The following is a 21,325-nucleotide window of genomic DNA, read 5'->3' on the forward strand; positions in this document are numbered from 1 at the left end:
GATGAACGGACTTGGCGGCCTCAACAAATCCGAACACGGTGTGGGTATCGGCCTGGTACAACTCCAGCTGCCGGTGACGGTCACCAAAGCGGATCTGGCAAAACAGACGCAGGTGATCGTCGATCTGGTGGCCAAAGCGCGGCGCAACCAGCCGGGCATGGACCTCGTCGTCTTTCCCGAATATGCGCTGCACGGCCTCTCCATGGACATCAATCCGGAGATCATGTGCACGCTCGACGGGCCGGAGGTCGCGGCCTTCAGGAAGGCTTGCAGGGACAATGCGATCTGGGGCTGCTTCTCGATCATGGAGCTGAACCCTGGCGGCATGCCCTACAATTCCGGCATCGTCATCGACGATCAAGGCGAGTTGAAGCTCTATTACCGCAAGATGCATCCCTGGATCCCCGTCGAGCCCTGGGAGCCCGGCGATCTTGGCATCCCTGTCATCGAAGGCCCGCGAGGCGCCAAGCTCGCACTGATCATCTGCCATGACGGCATGTTCCCGGAGATGGCGCGCGAATGCGCCTATAAGGGCGCCGAAATCATGATCCGCACAGCCGGCTACACGGCGCCGATCCGCGAGGCCTGGCGCTTCACCAACCAGGCCAATGCCTTCTGCAACCTGATGATCACCGCCAATGTCTGTATGTGCGGCTCGGACGGCACGTTCGATTCCATGGGTGAAGGCATGATCTGCAATTTCGACGGCACGATCATCGCCCACGGCACCTCCGGCCGCGTCAACGAGATCATCACCGCCGAGGTGCGTCCTGACCTGGTGCGCGAGGCGCGGCTCGGCTGGGGCGTGGAGAACAATATCTACCAGTTCGGCCATCGCGGCTATGTCGCCGTCGCCGGTGGCGCGCAGGATGCGCCCTATACCTACATGCACGACCTCGTCGCAGGCAAATACCGCCTGCCATGGGAAGACGAGATAAAGGTCAAGGACGGCACGTCCTGCGGATTTGACAAGCCGATGCGCCGCTACGGCGAACCCCTCAAACCTGCCGCGGAATAGGAGAGAGAATGATGGACGCGATGGTCGAAACCGAAGGGCATTTTATCGACGCCGATCCGTATCCGTGGCCCTATAACGGCGCTCTGAGGCCTGATAACACCGCCCTTATCATCATCGACATGCAGACGGATTTCTGCGGCAAGGGCGGCTATGTCGACCATATGGGCTACGACCTGTCGCTGGTGCAGGCGCCGATCGAACCGATCAAACGCGTGCTTGCCGCTATGCGGGCCAAGGGCTACCACATCATCCATACCCGCGAGGGCCATCGCCCCGACCTCGCCGATCTGCCGGCCAACAAACGCTGGCGCTCGCAGCGGATCGGCGCCGGTATCGGCGATCCCGGCCCCTGCGGCCGCATCCTGACGCGGGGCGAACCCGGCTGGGACATCATCCCCGAACTCTACCCGGTCGAAGGCGAGACGATCATCGACAAGCCCGGCAAAGGTTCGTTCTGCGCCACCGACCTCGAACTCATCCTCAACCGGAAGCGCATCGAGAACATCATCCTCACCGGCATCACCACCGATGTCTGCGTCTCGACGACGATGCGCGAGGCGAACGACCGCGGCTACGAATGCCTGCTGCTGGAGGACTGCTGCGGCGCGACCGACTACGGAAACCACCTCGCCGCCATCAAGATGGTGAAGATGCAGGGCGGCGTCTTCGGCGCCGTCTCCAATTCCGAAACCTTTGTGAGCCAGCTGCCATGAGCACCGTTCGCGACACGCCCCTCCCCAAGGCCGGCAAGGCGGTCGGTATCGATACGCTCGGGATGACCATGCGCTTCGGTTCGTTCACCGCGCTCGACAACGTCTCGATCGCCGTTCCGGCCGGCTCTTTCCACGCCCTTCTCGGCGAAAACGGCGCCGGCAAGTCGACGCTCGTCAAATGCATCATGGGCTTCTATCACGCGACCTCAGGTTCGCTGTCGGTCGACGGCCGCGAGGTGGCGGTCGCCTCCCCCAAGGATGCCGCAGCCTATGGGCTCGGCATGGTCTACCAGCATTTCACCCTGGTTCCCTCTCTGACTGGCGCGGAAAACCTGGTCATCAGCCGCACCGAAGTCCCCGCGGTGATCAACTGGGCCAGGGAGCGCAAGGACCTTGCCGCCTTCATGGAGCGCATGCCGTTCAAGATCCCGCTCGACAGGCCGGTAAGTGAACTTGCCGCCGGCGAAAAACAGAAGCTCGAAATCGTCAAGCAGCTCTATCTCGGCCGCTCCTTCCTCGTGCTCGACGAGCCGACTTCGGTGCTGACGCCGGCCGAAGCCGACGAGATGCTCGGCATCGTGCGCGGAATGACCGAGCGCGGCGAACTCACCGTGCTGATGATTTCCCACAAGTTCCACGAGGTGACGAAGTTCGCCGATGCCGTCTCGATCCTGCGGCGCGGCAAGCTGGTCGGCACCGGCAAGGTCGGCGAACTCTCCACCGCCGAGATGGCGGCGATGATGATCGGCGACGTCAAGCTCGCCGAGCTCGACAGCCGCCTGCCGGTGGCCGAAGCGGCAAGACCCGTGCTGACCGTCAGCCAGGTGAAGGCCCCCGATCGCTCCGGCCTGAAGACGATCGAGATCGACGCGCTGACGGTCCGCTCCGGCGAGATCGTTGGCATTGCCGGCATATCGGGCAACGGCCAGAAGGAGCTGACGGAGATTCTCGCCGGCCAGCGCCCGACCGATACCGGTGAGGTCATGGTCAATGGCGAGGCTTACGGCGCCACCCGTGACGAGACCCGCAAGAACAAGGTGCGTTTCATCCCCGAAGAGCCGTTGCAGAATGCCTGCGCGCCCAAGATGAGCGTGAGCGAGAACCTTGCGTTTCGCACCTTCGACTTGAAGCCGGACGGCAAGGACGCGATCTGGCTGAACAGGGGCGGCATGAAGAAGCGCGCCTCGGCGCTGATCTCCGATTTCAAGGTCAAGACCGCCTCTTCCTCCTCGCCGATCGCAGCGCTTTCGGGCGGCAACGTGCAGCGGGCGGTGCTCGCCCGCGAACTGACCGGCGATGTCGATCTGCTGATCGTCTCGAACCCCTGTTTCGGTCTGGATTTCTCGGCCGTTGCCGAAATCCGCGCCCGCATCATGAAGGCACGCAATTTGGGTGCCGCCGTGCTGCTGCTGTCCGAAGACCTCGACGAACTGCTCGAGATTTCCGACCGCATCATGGTCATTTCGGAAGGCAAGCTGGTTTACGAAACACCGGCACGCTCGGCCGATATCGGCGTGATCGGCGCCCACATGGCGGGACATCATTGATGGTGAAGATCAAGGCCGAACCTTTTGCCTTTCCGGTGAAGCACGACGAGCTCGCCCTCATCGTCATCGACATGCAGCGCGATTTCGCCGAGCCCGGCGGTTTCGGTGCAAGCCTCGGCAACGATGTCAGCCGCATCACCAGGATCGTTCCCGATGTCAAACGCCTCATCCAGGGCTTCCGCAATGCCGGCCTGCCTGTGATCCATACGATGGAGTGCCATCGGCCGGACCTTTCCGACCTGCCGCCGGCCAAACGCGACCGCGGCAATCCTGCGCTCAGGATCGGCGACGAAGGCCCGATGGGCCGCATCCTGATCTCGGGCGAGCCCGGCACAGCAATCCTGCCGGAACTCGCGCCCGTGAAGGGCGAAGTCGTCATCGAAAAACCCGGTAAGGGCGCCTTTTACGCCACCGAACTCGGCACCGTGCTGCAGCAGAAGGGTATCAAACAACTCGTCTTTGCCGGCGTTACCACCGAAGTCTGCGTGCAGACGACGATGCGTGAAGCAAACGACCGCGGTTATGAGTGCCTGCTCGCCGAGGAGGCGACGGAAAGCTATTTCCCGGAATTCAAAGCCGCAGCCATCGCCATGATCCGCGCTCAGGGCGCGATCGTCGGCTGGACCGCCCATGTCGACGACATACTGGAAAGCATTATCCATGCCTGACACGACCCGCGAACTGCTGACCTCGGGCGGCTGGAAGGCGCTGGAATTCGGCCCTTTTCGCGACGCGGTCACCATTCACTGGATCCGGCCCTTCGAGGGCGATCAGCCGGGCGTGGCGCTGTTGAAATATGAGCCTGGCGCCTCCGTTCCCCGTCATCGTCACGAGGGGCTCGAGACCATCCTGGTGCTCGATGGCGTTCAATCCGACGAGACGGGCGATTACTCCAGCGGCAGTTATATCGTCAATGCGCCGGGCAGCGAACACTCGGTCTGGAGTGACCCCGGCTGTGTCGTTCTCATCCAGTGGGACCGGCCCGTGAAGATACTCGAAGACGATATTGCCTGAACCCGACGTCGGAGTTGGAGGTCTTTCCGACGATCAGGAAGGACATGAACGTCAGAGCAGCATCGAGGCTCCGCGATCGATATAGGTGTCCAGGAACTGTTCGAGCCGGGGGTTTCTCGGCCGTTTGAAGACGTCCTGCGGCGGGCCGGTGAACAGCACCTTGCCGTGATCGAGAAAGACGATCTGCTGGCCGACCGTCGCGGCAAATCCGATCTCGTGGGAAACGACGACCATCGTCATGCCCTCGGCGGCGAGATCGCGCATGACGTTCAGCACTTCGCCGGTCAGCTCGGGATCGAGCGATGAGGTCGGCTCGTCAAACAGCATGATCTTCGGGTTGAGGGCGAGTGCCCGGGCGATGGCGACGCGTTGCTGCTGACCTCCGGAAAGCTGCGACGGATAGTGCCCTGCCCTGGCCTCGAGGCCGACCTTGACGAGCTGGGCCATGGCCCGCTCCTCTGCATCCCTGCGGCTCATCTTGTGAACGGTCTTCAGCGCTTCACTGACATTGCCGAGCGCCGTCATATGCGGCCAGAGATTGAACTGCTGAAAAACCATCCCGATCTGCGATCGTATCCGCCGGTTCGCCGCCGCCGGCACCCGCTCACGGACGCCTTTGGCGTTTTCCGTAAAGCCAAGCACCTCGCCATTGATGGCGATCGTCCCCTTCGTCGATTCCTCGAGAAAGGCCATGCAGCGCAGCAACGTACTCTTGCCGGAGCCGGACGGGCCGATGACGCAGGAAACCTGTCCCTGCACGATATCGAGGTCGATGCCGTGCAGCACGGTGGAACCGCCGAACGTCTTGACGAGATTTTTGACTGCGATCGCAGGAACGCTCATATGTTGAAAAACCTGAATCTGGAGAGTTTCGTTTCGGCGAGATGACCGAGCCAGCCGGTGATTTCGACGAGCGCCCAATAGAATAGGGCAAGCACGAAGAGCGCCTCGACGAAGGCATATTGCTGCGAGCCGATCGCACTCAGCGTCGCCGTCAATTCCGGCACGGTGATGATGGACAGCACGGCCGTCTCCTTCATGAGGATGATCGTCATGTTGATCGAAGGCGGCAGCACCAGCATGGTCATCTCCGGCAGCAATATGCGCCGGATGATCTGCCCTTGTGTCAGGCCGACGCACAGGCCGGCCTCGATATGTCCCTTCGGGACGGCGGCAAAACCCGAGCGGAAGATCTCGCTGAAATAAGCCGCGCCGTAGATGGAAAGGCCGATGATGCCGGCCGGGATCGGATCGAGTGACAAGCCGACGAAGGGCCCGCCGTAGTAGACGAGGAATATCTGGATGAGGAAGGGCGTGCCGCGCAGCACCGCAATGACAATGCCGAACGCCTTGTCCGGGATGACGCCGCCAAAACGTCTGGCAACGGCGATAAGGAAGCCGAGCGCAGCAGCGACTGGCGTGGTGACGATCCAGATGAGGAGGGTAAGCCATGCACCGCTGACGATATCGGGCAGGTTGTTGAAAATCACATTGATGTCGAAGGTCATCGCGGCACTCCCGGCAGGGAGCGTTCGATCAGGCCGCCCGCAAGGGCGACGATCCAATTGATGACGAAATAGATCAGCCCTGCGGACGCGAAAATCTCGAGCGGCAGGAAGGTGCTGCCGGCAAGGTCCTGGGCCATGCGCGTCAGCTCGATGACCCCGACGACCGAGACCAGCGACGACGCCTTCAGGATAAGGATCGCTTCGTTGACGAGCGCCGGGAAAGTCAGGCGCAGGGCGATCGGGGCCTTGATCCGGCGGAAGATCTGAACGGGAGTCATGCCGACCATTTCGGCAGACTCGACAAGACCCATGGGAACGCTGGCAAAACCGCCACGCAGATTTTCAGCCTGATAGGCTGCCGTACACAGCGAAAGACCAACGACGGCCGCAACGATACTCGGCACGTTGAGGCCAATCGCCGGCAGCAGGTTATAGATCAGCAGCAGTTGCACCAGCAGCGGCACGCCACGAAAAAAACTGATGAAAATTTGCGCCGGCAGGACGAAGAGCTGCTGTCGCGACAGCAGCATGGCGGAAATAACGATCGCGATCGCAAAGCCGATCAGGATAGAAACCACGCTGATCGTTACCGTGTAGATCGAGGCTTGCAGAAGCAGTTCGAAAAGTTTGATGGACATGGGCGGTGTTTGCCTGGCGCTGCGGCCGTGAGCTCTGATGCCACGGCAGATTGCGCCCCGACCATTGGCGGGGCGCGTTCGTTCACCGGTGGCTCATCAGAATGCCGGATCCTTGACAGCATCAGGCGTATCGAAAGACGCACCAAACCACTTCTTCTGCAACTCGGCCATGCGTCCATCTGCCTTGATCTTGAGCATCGCGGCATCGATCGCATCCATCAGGGGCGCATGATCGGCATCCTTGAGGCCGATAAAGCCGAAATAAGACTTCTTGCCGAATGGCGGCAGAACGACTTCGAACGTGCCCTTTCGCTGGCTGGCGACGAAGGCGATATTCGGTAGCGAATTGGCAACGCCGGCAATACGGCCGGCGGCGAGATCGGCGTAGGATTCGGTAAAGGCGGGATATTCACGCACGTCGACTTTGGTCGGCAGGGTGGCGGAGAACTCCTTCAACTGGTCGAGCTGAGCGGTTGCCTTGCCGACACCGATCGTCTTGCCGGCAATATCCTCCGGCTTGCTGATCGTCGTATCGCCAGCCTTCTTCAAAATGGCAATCGTCGCTTCGGCGATCGGCGGCGTGAAGCGATAGCGCTCCAAGCGCTTCTTGGTAATTGTTGCAGGACCTGCGACGACATCGAATTTGCCGGCCTCGAGCGCGGGGAAGACACCGTCCCAGGGAAGGGCGACCCACTCGATCTTGACGCCGAGTTCCTTGCCGATCTCGGCAAAGAGGTCGACGTTCAAGCCCGTATGTTCCCCGGCATCGATATAATCGAACGGGGCAAAAGCTGTTTCGGTGCCAACCTTGAGGGTGCCGGCTGCCTTGACGGCCGCAAGCGTGTCGGCTGCGTGGGCGGAAACGGCTGCTCCGATGAGGAACGCAGCGCCGACCAGACCCTTCAGCAGTGAATTGGCCTTCATGATCATCTCTCCAGTTTTCATTCCCCCGGTGGAGGAGTTTTGGTTCTCGACTTCGATTTCCTCTGCGCGGATTTCTATGCTCCGCTTTTGACTATACAAATAGATATAGGCGGGCCTAGAGTGTCAATGTAAAAGACGAGGAACGCAAAATTTGTGCCGGGCGGCAGCGATCTGCACCGGCGCGACCCGACCGTTCCGGAACTTATGATCGTTGACGCCGGATGAGGTGCGGACTTGGTATCGATTTACCAGCGTATTTTTACGGATATCGAGACGAAGATCATCAGCGGCATTTGGCGGCCAGGTGACTGCATTCCCGTCGAGCGCGAACTCGTGGCGCAATATCAATGCTCGCGCATGACGGTCAGCAAGGCGCTGTCGGCGCTGGCCGAGCGCGGCATGATCGTCAGAAGGCGCAAGACCGGTTCGTTCGTCGCCTCCCCCCAGATCGACCGCACGGTGATGGATATCCAGGATATCAGCACCGAGGCGGAACTGGCCGGGCACGAACACCACTTCGAAATCCTCGCCCGCAAGATCGAGCGCCTCGGAGAGGCGGAAGCGCAGCAGCTGTCGGAAGCTGCCGATGCAGAAGTCCTCAGGCTTCAATGCCTGCACATCGTCGACGGCAGACCGAATGCCATCGAGCGGCGCATCATCATGCTTGATGCCGTCCCGCGGGCGAGAGAAGAAAGCTTTGCCTCAACTCCCCCCGGCAAATGGCTGCTGCAGGAGGTTCCCTGGTCCAAGGCCAAACATGTCATTCGTGCCGTTTCGGCCGATAGTGCGACCGCCCGAATCCTGCAGACAGAGAAAGGCGAGGCCTGCCTTAGCCTCATCCGCCAGACCTGGCAGAATGGCCGCACGGTGACTTATGTCGAGTTTGTCCATCCAGGCAACCGGTTCCAGTTTGCGGGGACCTTTCATCCGATGGCAAATTGAGTGGCGCAAATCACGAGAGGCTGTGCAAGTGACCGATGAGCGCTTCAAGACGATCCCGCTGAAGAGTTTGCAAGCCTTCGAGGCCGTGGGGCGCTGCGGCGGCGTGACGGCTGCGGCACTGGAGCTCAAGGTTTCGCCAGGGGCCATCAGCCAGCAGATTCGCAAGATCGAGAGCTTTCTGGGAGTTTCACTTCTGGAGCGCAGCGGACGAACCGTCGAGTTGACCGCCTGGGGCCGGCTCTATCATCAGGAGATATCGAAGGGGTTCGAGCAATTTGCGCGCGCCGAACAACTGCTGGAAAAAGCGCGCAATGAGACGGCACTGGTCCTCAGTGCGCTGTCCTCTGTCGTCAACAAATGGATCGGCAGGCGCATCTTCGACTGGCAGGCCCTTCATCCCGACGTGCAGGTGAGAATCATCGGACGCGACAAAGAGCCCCGGATCGGCTTCGATGATGTCGATTTCCGCGTGAGCTATGGGTCGGACGTGCTGCAGCACGAACATTACACCGAACTGTTTCGGGATTGGGTCGTGCCGGCCTGCTCGCCGGCGCTGATGCAGGATCGCGCGCATGCGGCTCGCGATCTCTTCGAACAGCCCCTCCTGCATGTCGAGTGGGAACGACACTTCACTCCTTATCCCAGCTGGGCGGAGTTTGCCGCCAAGGCCGGCGTTTCCTTCGATGCGTCGACATCAGGCCTCTCTTTCACCCTGTCGAGCAGTGCGATTGACGCTGCCGTCAACAAACGCGGCGTCGTGCTGGCGCAAATGTCGATGATCTCGGATGAGCTCGCGGCGCAAACGCTCGTCATTCCGGTCGACATACGCATTGCACTGCGTGAAAGCTATTTCCTCGCCTGGGATCGTGCGGCGTTGCAGAAGCCGCATGGGCGCGAATTCCGCGATTGGCTCGTTGCTATTTCCCGTCAGCAGGCTGTGGCGTCGGCGCCCAAGCCAATGCTTTAGAAAAACTAAAACGGAACCCAGCTGGGCGATATTGATGAAAATTTGCGCCGGGCGATAATTCGCTCAGTCGCCTTGCGTTGGCGGCATGACCCGACAAAGCAGGAGAGCTCAATGGCGCGGACCGACAAGATGAAACTCGGGACTTTCGTCTATACCTTCGGCTTTCATCCTGCCTCCTGGCTGCATCCGGCAAGCGACGTCAAGGGCGCCAACGACTTCGCCCATCTGCTCGATGTCGCCAAACGATCCCAAGCGGCGAAATTCGATTTCATGTTCATGGCGGATTCCCCCGCCGCTGCCGTCGGCGACGCCAATGCGCTTGCCCGCATTCCGACCAAGATGAACCGTTTCGAACCCCTCTCGCTGCTTTCGGCTCTGGCCGTCACCACCAGCGATCTCGGTCTCGTGGCGACCGTCTCGACCAGTTACTACGAGCCATACAATGTCGCGCGTCTGTTCGCCTCGATCGACCATCTGAGCAAGGGCCGCGTCTGCTGGAACGTCGTCACGTCAGATCACGACGAAACCGGCTACAACTTCAACCGCGAGGGGCTCGACCCGCATGCGCTTCGTTATGAGCGCGGCAACGAATTCGTCGATGTCGTGTTCGGTCTTTGGGACAGCTTCGAGGAAGGCGCACTGCTTCTCGACCGTGAAAACGGTGTCTATTATGACAAGGACAAGCACCATGCGCTCAATCACAAAGGTAAGCACTTCCAGGTTCGCGGACCCCTCAACATCGCGCGAACACCCCAGGGCCGTCCTGTCATCGCCCAGGCGGGCGGTTCGGAACCCGGAATGGACATGGCGGCGCGAACCGCCGAGATCGTCTTCAGCCTCGCATCGAATATCGAGCGTAACCGGGCCTTCTACGAAAACGTCAAGCGCCGGATGCCGGCCTATGGACGCGATCCGGACGATCTGAAAATCATGCCGGGCATCGTGATCAATGTCGGTGAAACCGAGGCCGAGGCAAAGGCCAAGGTCGATTATCTGATCGACAAGATGCATCCGGATGTCGGCCGATTGATGCTCTCCGAATTCCTGGAAGCGGACCTGCACGACGTCGCTCTCGACAAGCCCTTCCCTATGGATCGGCTGCCGGCGGCGCCGAAGGGGTCACGCGCTCTGTTCGACGAGCTGGTCGATTTCGTGAAAGGCGGCCACACCGTCGGCGAACTCATCCGGCACTATGCCGAGAAACATACTGGAAATGGCATCACGGGCACGCCGTCCCAGATTGCCGACTTCATGGAGGAATGGTTCGAGACGCGCGCCGCCGACGGCTTCATCCTGATGTTTCCGACCTTGCCGTCGAGTCTCGACGACTTCGTGCGGCTGGTCCTGCCCGAGCTTCGCCGCCGCGGGCTGTTCCGCGAGGAATACGAGGGCAAGACCTTGCGTGAAAACCTCGGTCTTTCAATGCCTGTAAACCGCTTTGCCAAAACGAAAGAGTCAGCCCGATGAGTGCCGAGGCTTTGATCAGCGAGGCGGACTTCAAGCTTTCGATGCGTCATCTGGCAGGGGCGGTCAGCGTGATTACGGTCGGCGACGGGCAAGACCGCACCGGCTTCACCGCAACCTCGGTGTCCTCGCTTTCGGCGGCGTTGCCTTCCGTCATCGTCAGTGTCAACCGCGCGTCTTCCTCATGGCCGGCGCTGCAGCGGTACGGCTGCTTCTGTGTCAACGTGCTCGCCGCCGACCAGCAGCAGGTGGCCCAATCCTTTGCCGGTCTCGACGGGCGAAAAGGCGCCGAACGTTACGGCGACGCGGGATGGTATCGCCTCAAGACGGGTGCCGCCGCCCTTGAAAATGCCCTGACGGTCCTGGACTGCAAGCTCGAAACCGCATTCCACTACAATTCTCATGCGATTTTGGTCGGACATGTCTGCGCTATCGAAATCCGGCAGGACATGGGACCCCTGCTTTACTGGCGCGGTGGCTATCATCAACTTCCGGCGGAGGCCGATCGCAGCGGTCTAGCGAAGGCGCTCGGATAATAATCCGATCGAGGCCACATCCGCGTTGGCGAAGGCAAGTCTGAGGTAGCGCTCCTGTCCCTCCCCGAAATAGGCGCCGGGCAAACAAACTATGCCGGCTTCCCTGGCGAGCTTTTCGGCAACCTCTGAAGACGATCGATCGGCGTGGGGATGGCGGACAAAGGCAAAATAGGCGCCGATCGCTCCGATCTTCCAATCCGGCAGCCCGGAAAAGACCTGCCTCAACGCATCGGCCCGGCGGGCGATCTCCAGCCGATTGCCGGCCCGCCAATCGGCAAGCGCCGGGAGGGCCAATGCAACGGCGATCTGAGCCGAGCGCGGCGCGCAGATCTGCATATTGTCCATGACCTTGGCGATCTCGGCGATGAGCTTGGGGCCTGCCGTGATCGCACCCAGTCTATGACCGGGAATGCAGAAGGATTTCGAAAAACTGTAGAGAAGAACGAGCGTGTCCTCCCAGTCCGGCTCGGACAGCAAAGAGTGCGGCCGCCCATAATCCTCGCCAAGGAAATCGCGATAGGTTTCATCGAGGATCAGCCAGGCGCCATATTTCCGGCAGAGGACGAAAAGCTCGTGCAGCAGGCTTGGCGGATACACCGCTCCGGTGGGATTGTTGGGTGTTACGACGGCAAGCATCTTCGCGCCGGCCGCAAGTGCAGCCTCGGCCGAACGCGGATCGGGAAGGAACCCGCCGGCGGCGGCGCAATCGACCAATCGACGCCCGATGCCCAGCATCGACAGCGTTGTGTCGTGATTGAAATAAAAGGGATTGGTGAGCGCCACCGTATCGCCGGCGCCCGCAAGCGCGATCGCCGCACACATGAAGGCCTGATTGCAGCCGGCGGTGATATGGATATTGCCGGCGGAAAGCTCGGCGCCGTAAAGCTCGGCAAGGTGAGCCGCATAGGTCTTGCGCAACAGAGGTTCGCCCTCGATCGGCCCGTATCCGGTCATCGCCTGTTGACCGGCCGCCTCGGCCAGAAGACGAAGCATTTCCGGATGCGCGGGATAGCCGGGGACGGCTTGCGACAGATCGATGAGCGGTCCTTTTTCGCCCTTGTATTCGCGGCTCCAGGCGACGACCGAAGGAATAGGCGGGGCAGAGAGGCGGGCAACGAGGGAATTGGGTTTTGCAGCGATCATGTCGATTTCTCTTTGATACCGATTGCTACAACGATACCAATTGCTTTCTCAACCTCTTTGTCTGACGAGACGGACCTGAAGCGGAGACGCAAGCGCATGGTGTGGGACAAAACGCGGCTGGAACAACTGCGGGCAGAATTTGCGGACGCCAATGGCGGCGAGATCTTCGACGAGAAGTTTCGGAAAGTGGCGGAGAAGATCATCTCCAAGAACGGCACGAGACTGGCGCCCTATGCCGGAATACCGACTTTCCTCAGCGCGCCTTACATGCAGGTTGCGGCCGAGGATCCGGACTTCGGCAATCTCCAGGTTGCGATCACCGGCATCCCCATGGATCTTGGCGTCACCAATCGTCCAGGCTCGCGCTTCGGACCGAGAGCGCTTCGCGCTATCGAAAGGATCGGCCCCTACAATCACGTTCTCGCCACGGCGCCGGTCTTCGATCTTCGGGTCGCCGACATTGGCGACGTGCCGTTCCAGAGCCGTTACCGGCTGGAGCTCAGCCACGACGACATCGAAAAACGCGTCGGCCAGATCGTCGATGCCGGCGTTGCCCCGCTTTCCGTCGGAGGCGATCATTCCATCAGCCAACCGATTTTGAAGGCCATCGGTCGGCAGCAACCGGTCGGCCTCATTCACATCGATGCCCATTGCGACACAAGCGGCGCCTTCGATCAGACGAAGTTTCATCACGGCGGACCGTTCCGCAATGCGGTGCTGGACGGCGTGCTCGATCCGACAAGGACGATCCAGATCGGCATCCGGGGTTCGGCGGAATATTTGTGGGAATTCTCCTATGCGTCGGGAATGACGGTGATCCACGCAGAAGACATCAGCGGAATGGGGATTGCCGCTGTCATTGCCAAGGCAAAATCCATCGTCGGCGATGGCCCGACTTATCTTTCTTTCGACGTCGACAGCCTTGATCCGAGCTTTGCGCCCGGCACGGGCACGCCCGAGGTCGGTGGATTGACCACGCGTGAAGTCCTGGAACTGATACGCGGGCTGAAAGGGATCAACCTGGTGGGTGGGGACGTCGTCGAAGTCGCCCCGCAATATGACGCAACGACCAACACGGCCCACGCCGCAGCACAGGTGCTCTTCGAAATTCTGAGCCTCATGGTGTTTAGTCCGTCGATCGGCAAACGCTAAGGCCGACCTCTCGGTCAACTCTGGCAATTGGACGGATGGGCCACCGCGGCACCTTTTCGCGACATGCTTAGTGAAGCGTGCCGCTGATCACCATTTTTGACACGAACGCGGATAGCAGCTGGCTGTCAAAATGACCTGGCGAATTCATCATGATGTTGATCGCCTCAGCTTGTGAGAAAGCGCGCTTATACGGCCTGATTGTCGTCAGGGCTTCATACACGTCGCAGATGGCCGCGAGCCGGGCTACGTATGGGATATTCTTTCCCGCGAGCCGACTAGGATAGCCGGAGCCGTCGAATTTCTCGTGGTGATGGCGGCAAATGTCGAGCACCTGCTTGGGCACATCGGCGACATGAGAAACCAGCTCATATCCCCGCTGAGGATGCCCGCGAACGAGACTCATTTCCTCAGCCGTCAGCTTGCCGGGTTTCGTTAAAATTTCGTCGGGGAGCGCCATTTTTCCAAGATCATGAACCAGGCCGCCAAGTCCCAGTACCCGTACCTCCTCTTCACCATGACCGAGGCCGCGCCCGAGAGTGATCATCAACGCGCTAACCGCCAGCGAGTGGAGGAACGTCAACTCATCCTTGTCCTTCAGCCTCGCGATTGCGATGAGTGCACCGGCGTTGTCGAGGGCTGCAGACATGATCCTCTCCACAGCAGAGCTTGCCGCATCACTGGCAAAAGTGGCTTTGATCCTGGCGTCAGCCAGCATGTGGCGAATTTGCGGTCTCGTATCCTCTACGCATTGTCTCGCCTGCTCGATTTCCCGCGCCGAAAACACGGCGCGGAGCTGGGCGTCAAACGCAACCCGATCGATTTCCTGTGGCCCACCTGGTTCGACATCCGAGCCTTTTCTGACGTCAATGACGACAGTCATCAGGCGACGTGCCATCAAGCTCTCAACCTGACCGGCCGATGAGATCAGGAACGGTTTGAACCGGCGTGTCGTATCTTCTCCATGAATTTCAACATCCTCGACATACATTCCCACCCGCAATTGACTCACATGTATTCTTTTTCGCATTTCTAATCCGATTCAGAATGACCTTGGTATCAGCGTAGTGTCGGGTATCGGATGGTCCTGGCGCGGAAATCCCGCCATCCGGGGTCAAGAGGGGCTGAAGGCTCTCGCAGAGGTGTTATTGTTGCTGAGCCGCTGTCCATGCTCCCTACCAAACCGACTTTCAGATCAGGTTACGAGGTTGATTAGATTTTGATCGAATGGACGCCGGAAGCCGAGCTTCGCGTATGAAAGGTTTTCTCCACCATTCTGACTCCTTTTCGAAAGCAGTGAGATTGACCTGATGTCACGTCATTCTCTAAAGACTGTGAACATACAATCCTAAGTCGTACCCTTGAGAGCGCCGGAGCGTGAGCCGCATAATTTTCGAGAGTAAGAAATCAGCTTATCGGATATGGTTCGGAATGCGTTGCAATGTCCCCATCTGGCCGTCGCCGCACAATGGAATTTGGCGTAAGAGATGATCGGTGGCGATAAATATGTTGGCTCCGTAGGAAAAGCATCGCTCGCGATCATCGCGCTGATGTTTCTGTCGCTGATCACCCTCTTGTCGCTCTGGCTGGTATCCAGCTACGAGACAACTGTGCGCCGTGGCGACGAGCGTGTCAGCGCCGCTTCCAAAATCGTTGCAGCCAACGCGAACTGGTTGAATTCCCTTGCTCGTGAGACCCTGCACCGGATCGATGATACTCTGGGGCCGAGCACATCTTTGCCCGGCCCGGATCGCCTGCGCGATCTTGCCGCTGCCGTCAACGACCTCCCGCCTCTGGCGACTGCCTATGTCATCGGGGCCGACGGAAAAACGCTCTTCTCGAATGATCGCGATATCAAGCCGATCGACGTTAGAGACCGCGACTACTTCGTCCGGCTGAGAAACGGTGCCGACGAATATACATCTTCGCTGATCATCAGCCGCCTTAGCCAGCGGCAGATATTCGTCTTCAGCCGCAGGCTAGAACGAAACGGCGTGTTCGCCGGCGTCGCCGTGATTGCCTTCGACGCGAGCATTCTAAGGCCAATATGGGACGCAGTCGCGTTAGGCGAGAACTCGATCGTCAGCCTCATCAGACGCGACGGGCAACTTATCGCCCGATACCCGGAACCCGACGGACCGGTCGATATGCGAAACCACAAGCTGTTTACCGACTATATGAGGAAGGCGACATCAGGCACCTACCGCTCCGTGTCGCCAGTCGACCATGAGGATCGCTTGGTCGCATACCGGATCCTCGAACGCACCCCTTTTGTGGCCATTGCGTCGGCAGACATCCATGTAATCATGCAGCCCTTTTGGGAGGATGCCAAAATTGCGGCTTCGTTGATCGCCTTCGCCCTCATCGGAGCTTTGGCAGCCGCTTTGTGGATCCAGAATCTCATCAAGGTCGACACATTGCACACCAGGCAGCTTGCGGATGCGTTGCGGTCAAATGAAACGCTCATGCGGGAGATACATCACCGAGTGAAGAACAACCTGCAGACGGTGATGGCCCTGTTGCGCTTACAGGGTTTTGAGCAGGAAGCCGTTCAAAAACTAAATCAGCGCATTTCTGCGATGTCCGCCGTTCACGAGCAGATGTACGGCTTCGACCAGTTTAGCGGGATATCCGCGCGCGAATTCATTCCATCCTTCGTCAAGACGCTGGTCGACGTCCATGGTCGCGCCGTGTCCGTCGCCTTTGAAATCGACGACATCGTCATTGCTGCTGACAAGGCAACGCCGTTTGCCCTCCTGCTCAACGAGTTGATTGCCAACAGCATGAAATACGCGTTCGAGGGCCGAGAATCCGGAAATATTCGCGTCATGCTGCACGCGACAGAGGGAGAGCAATCCAGGCTGACCGTCGCAGATAACGGGATCGGATTCGACGGTCGATCGGACGAACCCGGAATGGGGACAAGGCTGATTAAAGCCTTTGTAAATCAACTGCATGGCGAGGCGGAATACTACCGCGAGGACGGGACGCAGTTTACGGCGACACTCAAGCTCACTGATTGAGCGAGCATCAACTCGATGCCTGCGTCCCTGCGCATGCAGGCCTTCTATGCCTGCTGCATCGGGGAACACTTTTCGTCGCGCTTGGGCGACCCATCTTCCAGAATGCACTGCCGCTGGTGCGCGATTTCCTCGACCGCAGCTTGTCAGATGTCACCGGGAGAAAGACATGACGAATGTTCCAAGCATAGCTCGCATCTGGCGCGGCCGCACGAAGCCGGAATTCGCTGACGAATATGAAGCCTACAACCGGGCAGTGGGAATTCCTCCCCTGTTAAAGACAGCGCTTGGCGTTCAACTGCTGCGCGAAGACCGTGAGGATGAGACGTGGTTCACGACAATTTCGTATTGGGCCGACATGGAATCGATGACCGCGTTTACGAAAGGCGATCCACAGCAGGTTCACCATTTGGAACGGGACGCAGAACTACTGTGCGAACTTCCCGAGCGTATCCAGATACACAAGATAGTGGTTCCGCCTAGGCTGCGTTGAGAAGACCCGCCCTTCGCATATCTCCGTGACGTCTCTGCTCATATGGAAAGATCATACGCATGACGTCGCCAAGAAATCCAAAACGTTTTGGCTTGACTCCCAAAACGTTTTGGAGAATCTTTTTCTCACTTCGGGAGGAAGACCTTGGCCAATCTCAAACAACTCGCGCAATCGCTGGGACTGTCGATCACCACTGTGTCGCGTGCGCTTGACGGTTATGCCGATGTGTCGGCGGCCACGCGCGAGCGGGTTCGCGAGGCTGCCGACAAGGTTGGTTACCGGCCGAATGCTTCGGCCCGCCGTCTGCGCAGGCAGCGCGCCGAACTGGTCGCCGTCACGCTGCCGAGCGATCCCGGCCATATCGGCCCTCCGCATTTCCTCGATATGTTGTCGGGCTGCGCCGAACATCTTGCTGCTGCCGGCCTCAATCTGGTGATTGCGCCGGTGCCGCGCGGCGAGAGCGAACTCGATATCTGCCGCCGCTTCGTCGATGGCCGGCGCGTCGACGCCATGCTTCTCGTCCGCACCAAGCGGAGGGACGAGCGCGTCGAATTCCTGCAGTCGCGCGGTATTCCCTTCGTTACCAACGGCCGCACCGAAAGCCGGCTGCCGCATCCGTTTATCGACGGTGACGGCTTTGCCGGTTTTCGGGCCGCGACGCTGCGTTTTCATGCCACCGGCCACCGCCGTATCGGCCATATCGCCGGCCCGCAGGAATATTATTTCGCACATGACCGCTGCTGCGGCTGGCGGGCGGCGATGGAGGAATGCGGCCTAGCCACCGACCTCTGCGCCGAAGGTGCGCCGTTGGAACAGGGCGGTTATCTCGCGGCGCTCGAACTACTGCGCCAGCCGTCGCGTCCGACCGCGCTCGTCTGCGCCACCGACGAAATGGCGATCGGGGCGCTGAGGGCACTGCGCGAGGTCGATGGCGGCAATCAGATCAGCATCGTCGGCCATGATGACCTGCCGATGGGCGCCTTTACCAGTCCTCCGCTCTCGACCATGCGCATGACCGGCGAAAATCTCGGCGCGAGCTTCGCCTCGCTGCTGTTGCGCGCCATTGCCGGGGAACCCGCCGAAGAACTCCAGGAGCTTCACGCGATCGAATTCGTCGATCGCGACAGCCATCGCCGTCCCCTGAAGGCGGCATAGACAGCAGTGCATCTCAAACAAAAACAATGAAGGAGGAGAAGATGAAACATATCATGTCATTTGGAATTCTGGCTTCCACCGTGCTGGCCTTCGCCTCGCCGGTGCTTGCCCAGACGGTGTTCGTGTCCACCCAGCTTCGCCCGATCGAGGAGGCGACGGTTGTGCGCGAGGAACTCCTGAAGGACGTCGGCGCGGTTGATTACGTGGTCGAAGAGCCGCCGCAGTTTGCTGTCCGCATGGAAGCCGAGCGCCAGGCCGGCAAGCGCACCGTCAGCCTCGTCGGCGCGCTGCATGGCGAGCTTTCGCCGCTCGCCGACAAGGACACGCTCGAACCGCTCGACGATCTCGCCACGAAGCTGGCAGCGAGCGGCATGCCGCAGTCGCTGCTCGATCTCGGCAAGCTCGGCAAGTCCACCCAGCAGTACATTCCGTGGATGCAGGCGACCTATGTGATGGCCGCCAAAAAGGAGGCGCTGCAATACCTGCCTGATGGCGCCGACGTAAACGCGCTGAACTATGACCAGTTGATCGCGTGGGGCAAGAATATGCAGGAGGCGACCGGCCAGCCGCAGATCGGCTTCCCGGCCGGCCCGAAGGGGCTGATGGCGCGGTACTTCCAGGGCTATTTCTATCCATCCTTCACAGGGGGTGTCGTGCGCACCTTCCAAAGTGCGGACGCCGCGGCCGGCTGGGAGAAGCTGAAGGCGCTATGGACCTATGTGACACCGAACTCGACCAGCTACGACTTCATGCAGGAGCCGCTGGCTGCCGGCGAAGTCATGGTCGCCTGGGACCATATCGCCCGACTGAAGAATGCCATTTCCGCCGCACCGGATGATTATGTGGTCTTCCCCGCTCCCGCGGGTCCCAAGGGCCGCGGCTACATGCCAGTCGTTGCTGGTCTCGCCATTCCGAAGGGCGCGCCTGACAAGGCCGGCGCAGAAAAAATCATCGAGCACCTTTCCATGCCGGAGACGCAGTTGCTGACCGCCTCCAAGGTCGGCTTCTTCCCGACCCTCAGCGTCAAGCTGCCGCCGGATCTCGATGCCGGCGTCGCGCTGCTCGCCGGGGCGGTCACGGCCACCCAGGCTTCCAAGGACGCGGTCATCTCGCTGCTGCCGGTCGGCCTCGGCGACAAGGGCGGCGAATTCAACAAGGTCTACATGGACAGTTTTCAGCGCATCGTGCTGCAGAACGAGCCCGTCGCAGACGTGCTGAAGGCCCAGGGCGCCACGATGGCCAAGCTGATGACCGACACAAAGGCTGCCTGCTGGGCTCCCGATGCCAAGAGCGACGGCCCCTGCCCGGTCGAATAAATCCGCCCGCGACGCGTCCGGGCGAAATGCCCGGGCGCTCTTTCAACCCTCTGCTCGTCGAGGCGGAAGCCGATGACCAATAGCCGACCTTGGATCCCCTATCTGCTGATCCTGCCATCCGTCGCCTTTCTGGCGCTGCTGTTCGTCATGCCGCTGGTGCAGACGATCTGGCTGGCGGTTTCGGACAATGGCGCGCCGTCGCTGGCGAATGCCGAGCGCATGGTCACCGACATCAATTTCACCCGCTCCGTGAAGAACACCTTCCTGCTGACGATCGCGGTCGTGCCGGTGCAGATCGCCATTGCGCTTGCCATGGGCACGATGGTCGCCAAAGTCGGCCGCGGCCGCGAGACGATCCTCTGGATCTGGACAATCCCGCTCGGCATTTCCGATCTCGCCGCCGGTCTCGTCTGGCTGTCGATCCTGCAGAATACCGGCTATCTGAATTCGCTGCTCTTCGGCCTCGGCATCATCGGCAGGCAGGCAAGCTGGCTTTCCTACCAGACGCCGGTCGCGCTCTTCATCGCCATTGCGGTTGCCGAAATCTGGCGCGGCACGGCCATCGTCATGGTCATCATCGTCGCCGGCCTGAACCAGGTGCCGAAGGAATTCAAAGAAGCCGCCGAAATCTTCGGGGCTGGTCCGTGGACGCGCTTCTGGCGCATCACCCTGCCGCTGATCCGCCCCGCCCTGCAATCGGCGCTGATCCTGCGCACCGTGCTCGCCTTCGAGGTCTTCGCGGTGGTCTATGCGCTCGGCGGGCGCAATTTCCCGGTCCTCGTCGGTGAGGCCTACAACTGGCAGAACCAGAACCAGAACTACAGCGTCGCTGCCGCCTATGCGGTGCTGATCATGATCATCTCGCTCGCCGCCACGCTCATCTATCTGAAGGCCTTGAAGGTCGATCCGGAGCGCCTGCCATGACCACGGACACCATCAGCGCGGCCGCAGACACACCCAAAGCCGCCGGCTTCATCTCTTCACAACGCTGGCTGCTCTGGAGCGGCATTGCCGCACTCTGCGCCTGGGTGCTGGTGCCGATCTATCTGGTGGCGCTCGGCGCACTCGGCGGTCGCCAGGGCGTCTATGTCTGGCCGAAGACCGGCCTTCCCACCGGTCTATCCCTCGAGCCCTTTTTTCTCTTCCTGAAGACCGAAGGCGTCGTCCAGTCCTTTCTCAACTCGCTTGGTGCGGCCGGCATCACGGTGGCGCTTTCGATCCTGCTCGGCGCGCCGGCCGGTTACGCACTCGCCCGCTACGATTTCCGCGGCAAGGACAGTTACCGCCTTCTGGTGCTGCTGACCCGCGCCTTCCCGCTGGCAATCCTGGCGCTGCCGCTGACCGTCTCCTTCATCCGGCTCGGCCTTTACGATACGATCGTCGGCGTCGGCCTCATCCATACGGTCCTGGCGCTTCCGTTCGCCGCGCTCGTCACCCAGGGCATTTTCCTCGGCGTGCCCAGAGAGTTGGAAGAAGCCGCCTGGGTGTTCGGCTGCACCCGCATCCAGGCCTTCTTCAAGGTGGTCGCGCCCCTGGCTTTGCCCGGCATCGTCGCGACAGCGGTCTTTGCCTTCGTCATCTCGTGGAACGAGGTCTTTGCCGCGTCGGTGCTGACGGTGCGCAACCGCACGCTGACCGCCTACCTGCTGACGGTGCTCTCGGAAAGCCCGATGCACTACCGCTTTGCCGGCGGCCTGATGCTCATCCTTCCCTCGGTTGTCTTCATCTTCGCGGTCAGGCGTTACCTCTTCGCGATCTGGGGCATTTCCTCCAAATAA

General features: G+C 60.4%; 22 protein-coding genes. 16 read left to right on the forward strand and 6 right to left on the reverse strand.

What is annotated here, in order from left to right; all coding sequences use genetic code 11:
• Position 1 precedes the first annotated feature (1 nt).
• The 5 genes from NE851_RS06085 to NE851_RS06105 are packed head-to-tail and all read left to right on the forward strand — an operon-like array spanning position 2 to position 4,292.
• Positions 2-1,018 carry a formamidase gene (locus NE851_RS06085; RefSeq protein WP_047612049.1) on the forward strand — a complete coding sequence of 339 codons (1,017 nt, stop codon included), beginning with the start codon at positions 2-4 and terminating at the stop codon, positions 1,016-1,018.
• An 11-nt stretch (positions 1,019-1,029) separates the two neighbouring features.
• On the forward strand, positions 1,030-1,731 hold the full coding sequence (biuH, locus tag NE851_RS06090) for a biuret amidohydrolase (protein ID WP_025570110.1): 702 nt from the start codon (positions 1,030-1,032) through the stop codon (positions 1,729-1,731).
• Complete coding sequence (locus NE851_RS06095; RefSeq protein ID WP_254955511.1) at positions 1,728-3,278, forward strand: ABC transporter ATP-binding protein; 1,551 nt, start codon at positions 1,728-1,730, stop codon at positions 3,276-3,278. The genes biuH and NE851_RS06095 overlap by 4 nt, the downstream gene beginning before the upstream one ends.
• Positions 3,278-3,946 carry a cysteine hydrolase family protein gene (locus NE851_RS06100; RefSeq protein ID WP_025570106.1) on the forward strand — a complete coding sequence of 223 codons (669 nt, stop codon included), beginning with the start codon at positions 3,278-3,280 and terminating at the stop codon, positions 3,944-3,946. The genes NE851_RS06095 and NE851_RS06100 overlap by 1 nt, the downstream gene beginning before the upstream one ends.
• Positions 3,939-4,292 carry a cupin domain-containing protein gene (locus NE851_RS06105; protein WP_097596054.1) on the forward strand — a complete coding sequence of 118 codons (354 nt, stop codon included), beginning with the start codon at positions 3,939-3,941 and terminating at the stop codon, positions 4,290-4,292. The genes NE851_RS06100 and NE851_RS06105 overlap by 8 nt, the downstream gene beginning before the upstream one ends.
• A gap of 51 nt (positions 4,293-4,343) precedes the next feature.
• Here the strand turns inward: NE851_RS06105 and NE851_RS06110 are convergent, their stop codons facing one another.
• The 4 genes from NE851_RS06110 to NE851_RS06125 all read right to left on the reverse strand — a co-directional run bounded on the left by NE851_RS06110 (position 4,344) and on the right by NE851_RS06125 (position 7,362).
• Entirely contained in the window at positions 4,344-5,135 is a 792-nt protein-coding gene (locus NE851_RS06110) for an amino acid ABC transporter ATP-binding protein (RefSeq protein WP_025570103.1), read from the reverse strand.
• Positions 5,132-5,800 carry an amino acid ABC transporter permease gene (locus tag NE851_RS06115; RefSeq protein WP_025570102.1) on the reverse strand — a complete coding sequence of 223 codons (669 nt, stop codon included), beginning with the start codon at positions 5,798-5,800 and terminating at the stop codon, positions 5,132-5,134. The genes NE851_RS06110 and NE851_RS06115 overlap by 4 nt, the downstream gene beginning before the upstream one ends.
• Positions 5,797-6,438, reverse strand: a complete 642-nt coding sequence (locus tag NE851_RS06120) for an amino acid ABC transporter permease (RefSeq protein ID WP_025570101.1) — start codon at positions 6,436-6,438, stop codon at positions 5,797-5,799. Before NE851_RS06120 ends, NE851_RS06115 begins: the two co-directional genes overlap by 4 nt.
• 96 nt (positions 6,439-6,534) lie before the next feature.
• Entirely contained in the window at positions 6,535-7,362 is an 828-nt protein-coding gene (locus tag NE851_RS06125) for a transporter substrate-binding domain-containing protein (protein WP_025570099.1), read from the reverse strand.
• 234 nt (positions 7,363-7,596) lie between these two features.
• Between NE851_RS06125 and hutC the strand changes: the two genes are divergently transcribed.
• The 4 genes from hutC to NE851_RS06145 all read left to right on the forward strand — a co-directional run bounded on the left by hutC (position 7,597) and on the right by NE851_RS06145 (position 11,271).
• Positions 7,597-8,304, forward strand: a complete 708-nt coding sequence (gene hutC / locus NE851_RS06130; protein WP_025570097.1) for a histidine utilization transcriptional repressor HutC — start codon at positions 7,597-7,599, stop codon at positions 8,302-8,304.
• A 28-nt stretch (positions 8,305-8,332) separates the two neighbouring features.
• Entirely contained in the window at positions 8,333-9,271 is a 939-nt protein-coding gene (locus NE851_RS06135) for a LysR family transcriptional regulator (protein WP_025570096.1), read from the forward strand.
• 111 nt (positions 9,272-9,382) lie between these two features.
• The gene (locus NE851_RS06140; RefSeq protein WP_025570094.1) at positions 9,383-10,738 is read left to right on the forward strand and encodes an LLM class flavin-dependent oxidoreductase; all 1,356 of its coding nucleotides are present in this window, start codon (positions 9,383-9,385) and stop codon (positions 10,736-10,738) included.
• Entirely contained in the window at positions 10,735-11,271 is a 537-nt protein-coding gene (locus NE851_RS06145; protein WP_047614579.1) for a flavin reductase family protein, read from the forward strand. The genes NE851_RS06140 and NE851_RS06145 overlap by 4 nt, the downstream gene beginning before the upstream one ends.
• Here the strand turns inward: NE851_RS06145 and NE851_RS06150 are convergent.
• On the reverse strand, positions 11,251-12,414 hold the full coding sequence (locus NE851_RS06150) for an aminotransferase (RefSeq protein ID WP_097622440.1): 1,164 nt from the start codon (positions 12,412-12,414) through the stop codon (positions 11,251-11,253). The two genes, NE851_RS06145 and NE851_RS06150, sit on opposite strands and share 21 nt — an antisense overlap.
• 96 nt (positions 12,415-12,510) lie before the next feature.
• Between NE851_RS06150 and speB the strand changes: the two genes are divergently transcribed.
• Positions 12,511-13,566 carry an agmatinase gene (gene speB / locus NE851_RS06155; protein ID WP_097622441.1) on the forward strand — a complete coding sequence of 352 codons (1,056 nt, stop codon included), beginning with the start codon at positions 12,511-12,513 and terminating at the stop codon, positions 13,564-13,566.
• Positions 13,567-13,633: 67 nt separating this feature from the next.
• On the opposite strand, the gene NE851_RS06160 is transcribed toward speB, so the two are convergent.
• Positions 13,634-14,593 (reverse strand): HD-GYP domain-containing protein, encoded by a 960-nt coding sequence (locus NE851_RS06160; RefSeq protein ID WP_254955512.1) that lies wholly within the window; start codon positions 14,591-14,593, stop codon positions 13,634-13,636.
• Between the two features lie 457 nt (positions 14,594-15,050).
• Here NE851_RS06160 and NE851_RS06165 point away from each other — a divergent pair, with 457 nt between their 5' ends.
• From NE851_RS06165 to NE851_RS06190, 6 genes are all read left to right on the forward strand, one after another.
• A complete protein-coding gene (locus tag NE851_RS06165) occupies positions 15,051-16,586 on the forward strand; it encodes a sensor histidine kinase (protein ID WP_097596057.1) in 1,536 nt (511 codons plus the stop codon).
• Positions 16,587-16,752: 166 nt separating this feature from the next.
• Positions 16,753-17,076, forward strand: coding sequence for an antibiotic biosynthesis monooxygenase family protein (locus tag NE851_RS06170; RefSeq protein ID WP_097542572.1), 324 nt, complete (start codon positions 16,753-16,755; stop codon positions 17,074-17,076).
• Positions 17,077-17,220: 144 nt separating this feature from the next.
• A complete protein-coding gene (locus tag NE851_RS06175) occupies positions 17,221-18,231 on the forward strand; it encodes a LacI family DNA-binding transcriptional regulator (RefSeq protein ID WP_254955513.1) in 1,011 nt (336 codons plus the stop codon).
• A 41-nt stretch (positions 18,232-18,272) separates the two neighbouring features.
• Positions 18,273-19,547, forward strand: coding sequence for an ABC transporter substrate-binding protein (locus tag NE851_RS06180; RefSeq protein WP_097596073.1), 1,275 nt, complete (start codon positions 18,273-18,275; stop codon positions 19,545-19,547).
• A gap of 72 nt (positions 19,548-19,619) precedes the next feature.
• Positions 19,620-20,471, forward strand: coding sequence for a carbohydrate ABC transporter permease (locus NE851_RS06185; protein ID WP_047614591.1), 852 nt, complete (start codon positions 19,620-19,622; stop codon positions 20,469-20,471).
• On the forward strand, positions 20,468-21,325 hold the full coding sequence (locus NE851_RS06190; protein WP_127429864.1) for a carbohydrate ABC transporter permease: 858 nt from the start codon (positions 20,468-20,470) through the stop codon (positions 21,323-21,325). Before NE851_RS06185 ends, NE851_RS06190 begins: the two co-directional genes overlap by 4 nt.

It is taken from the genome of Rhizobium anhuiense bv. trifolii, assembly GCF_024346605.1.
In the GTDB taxonomy this organism is placed as follows: Bacteria; Pseudomonadota; Alphaproteobacteria; order Rhizobiales; family Rhizobiaceae; genus Rhizobium; species Rhizobium anhuiense.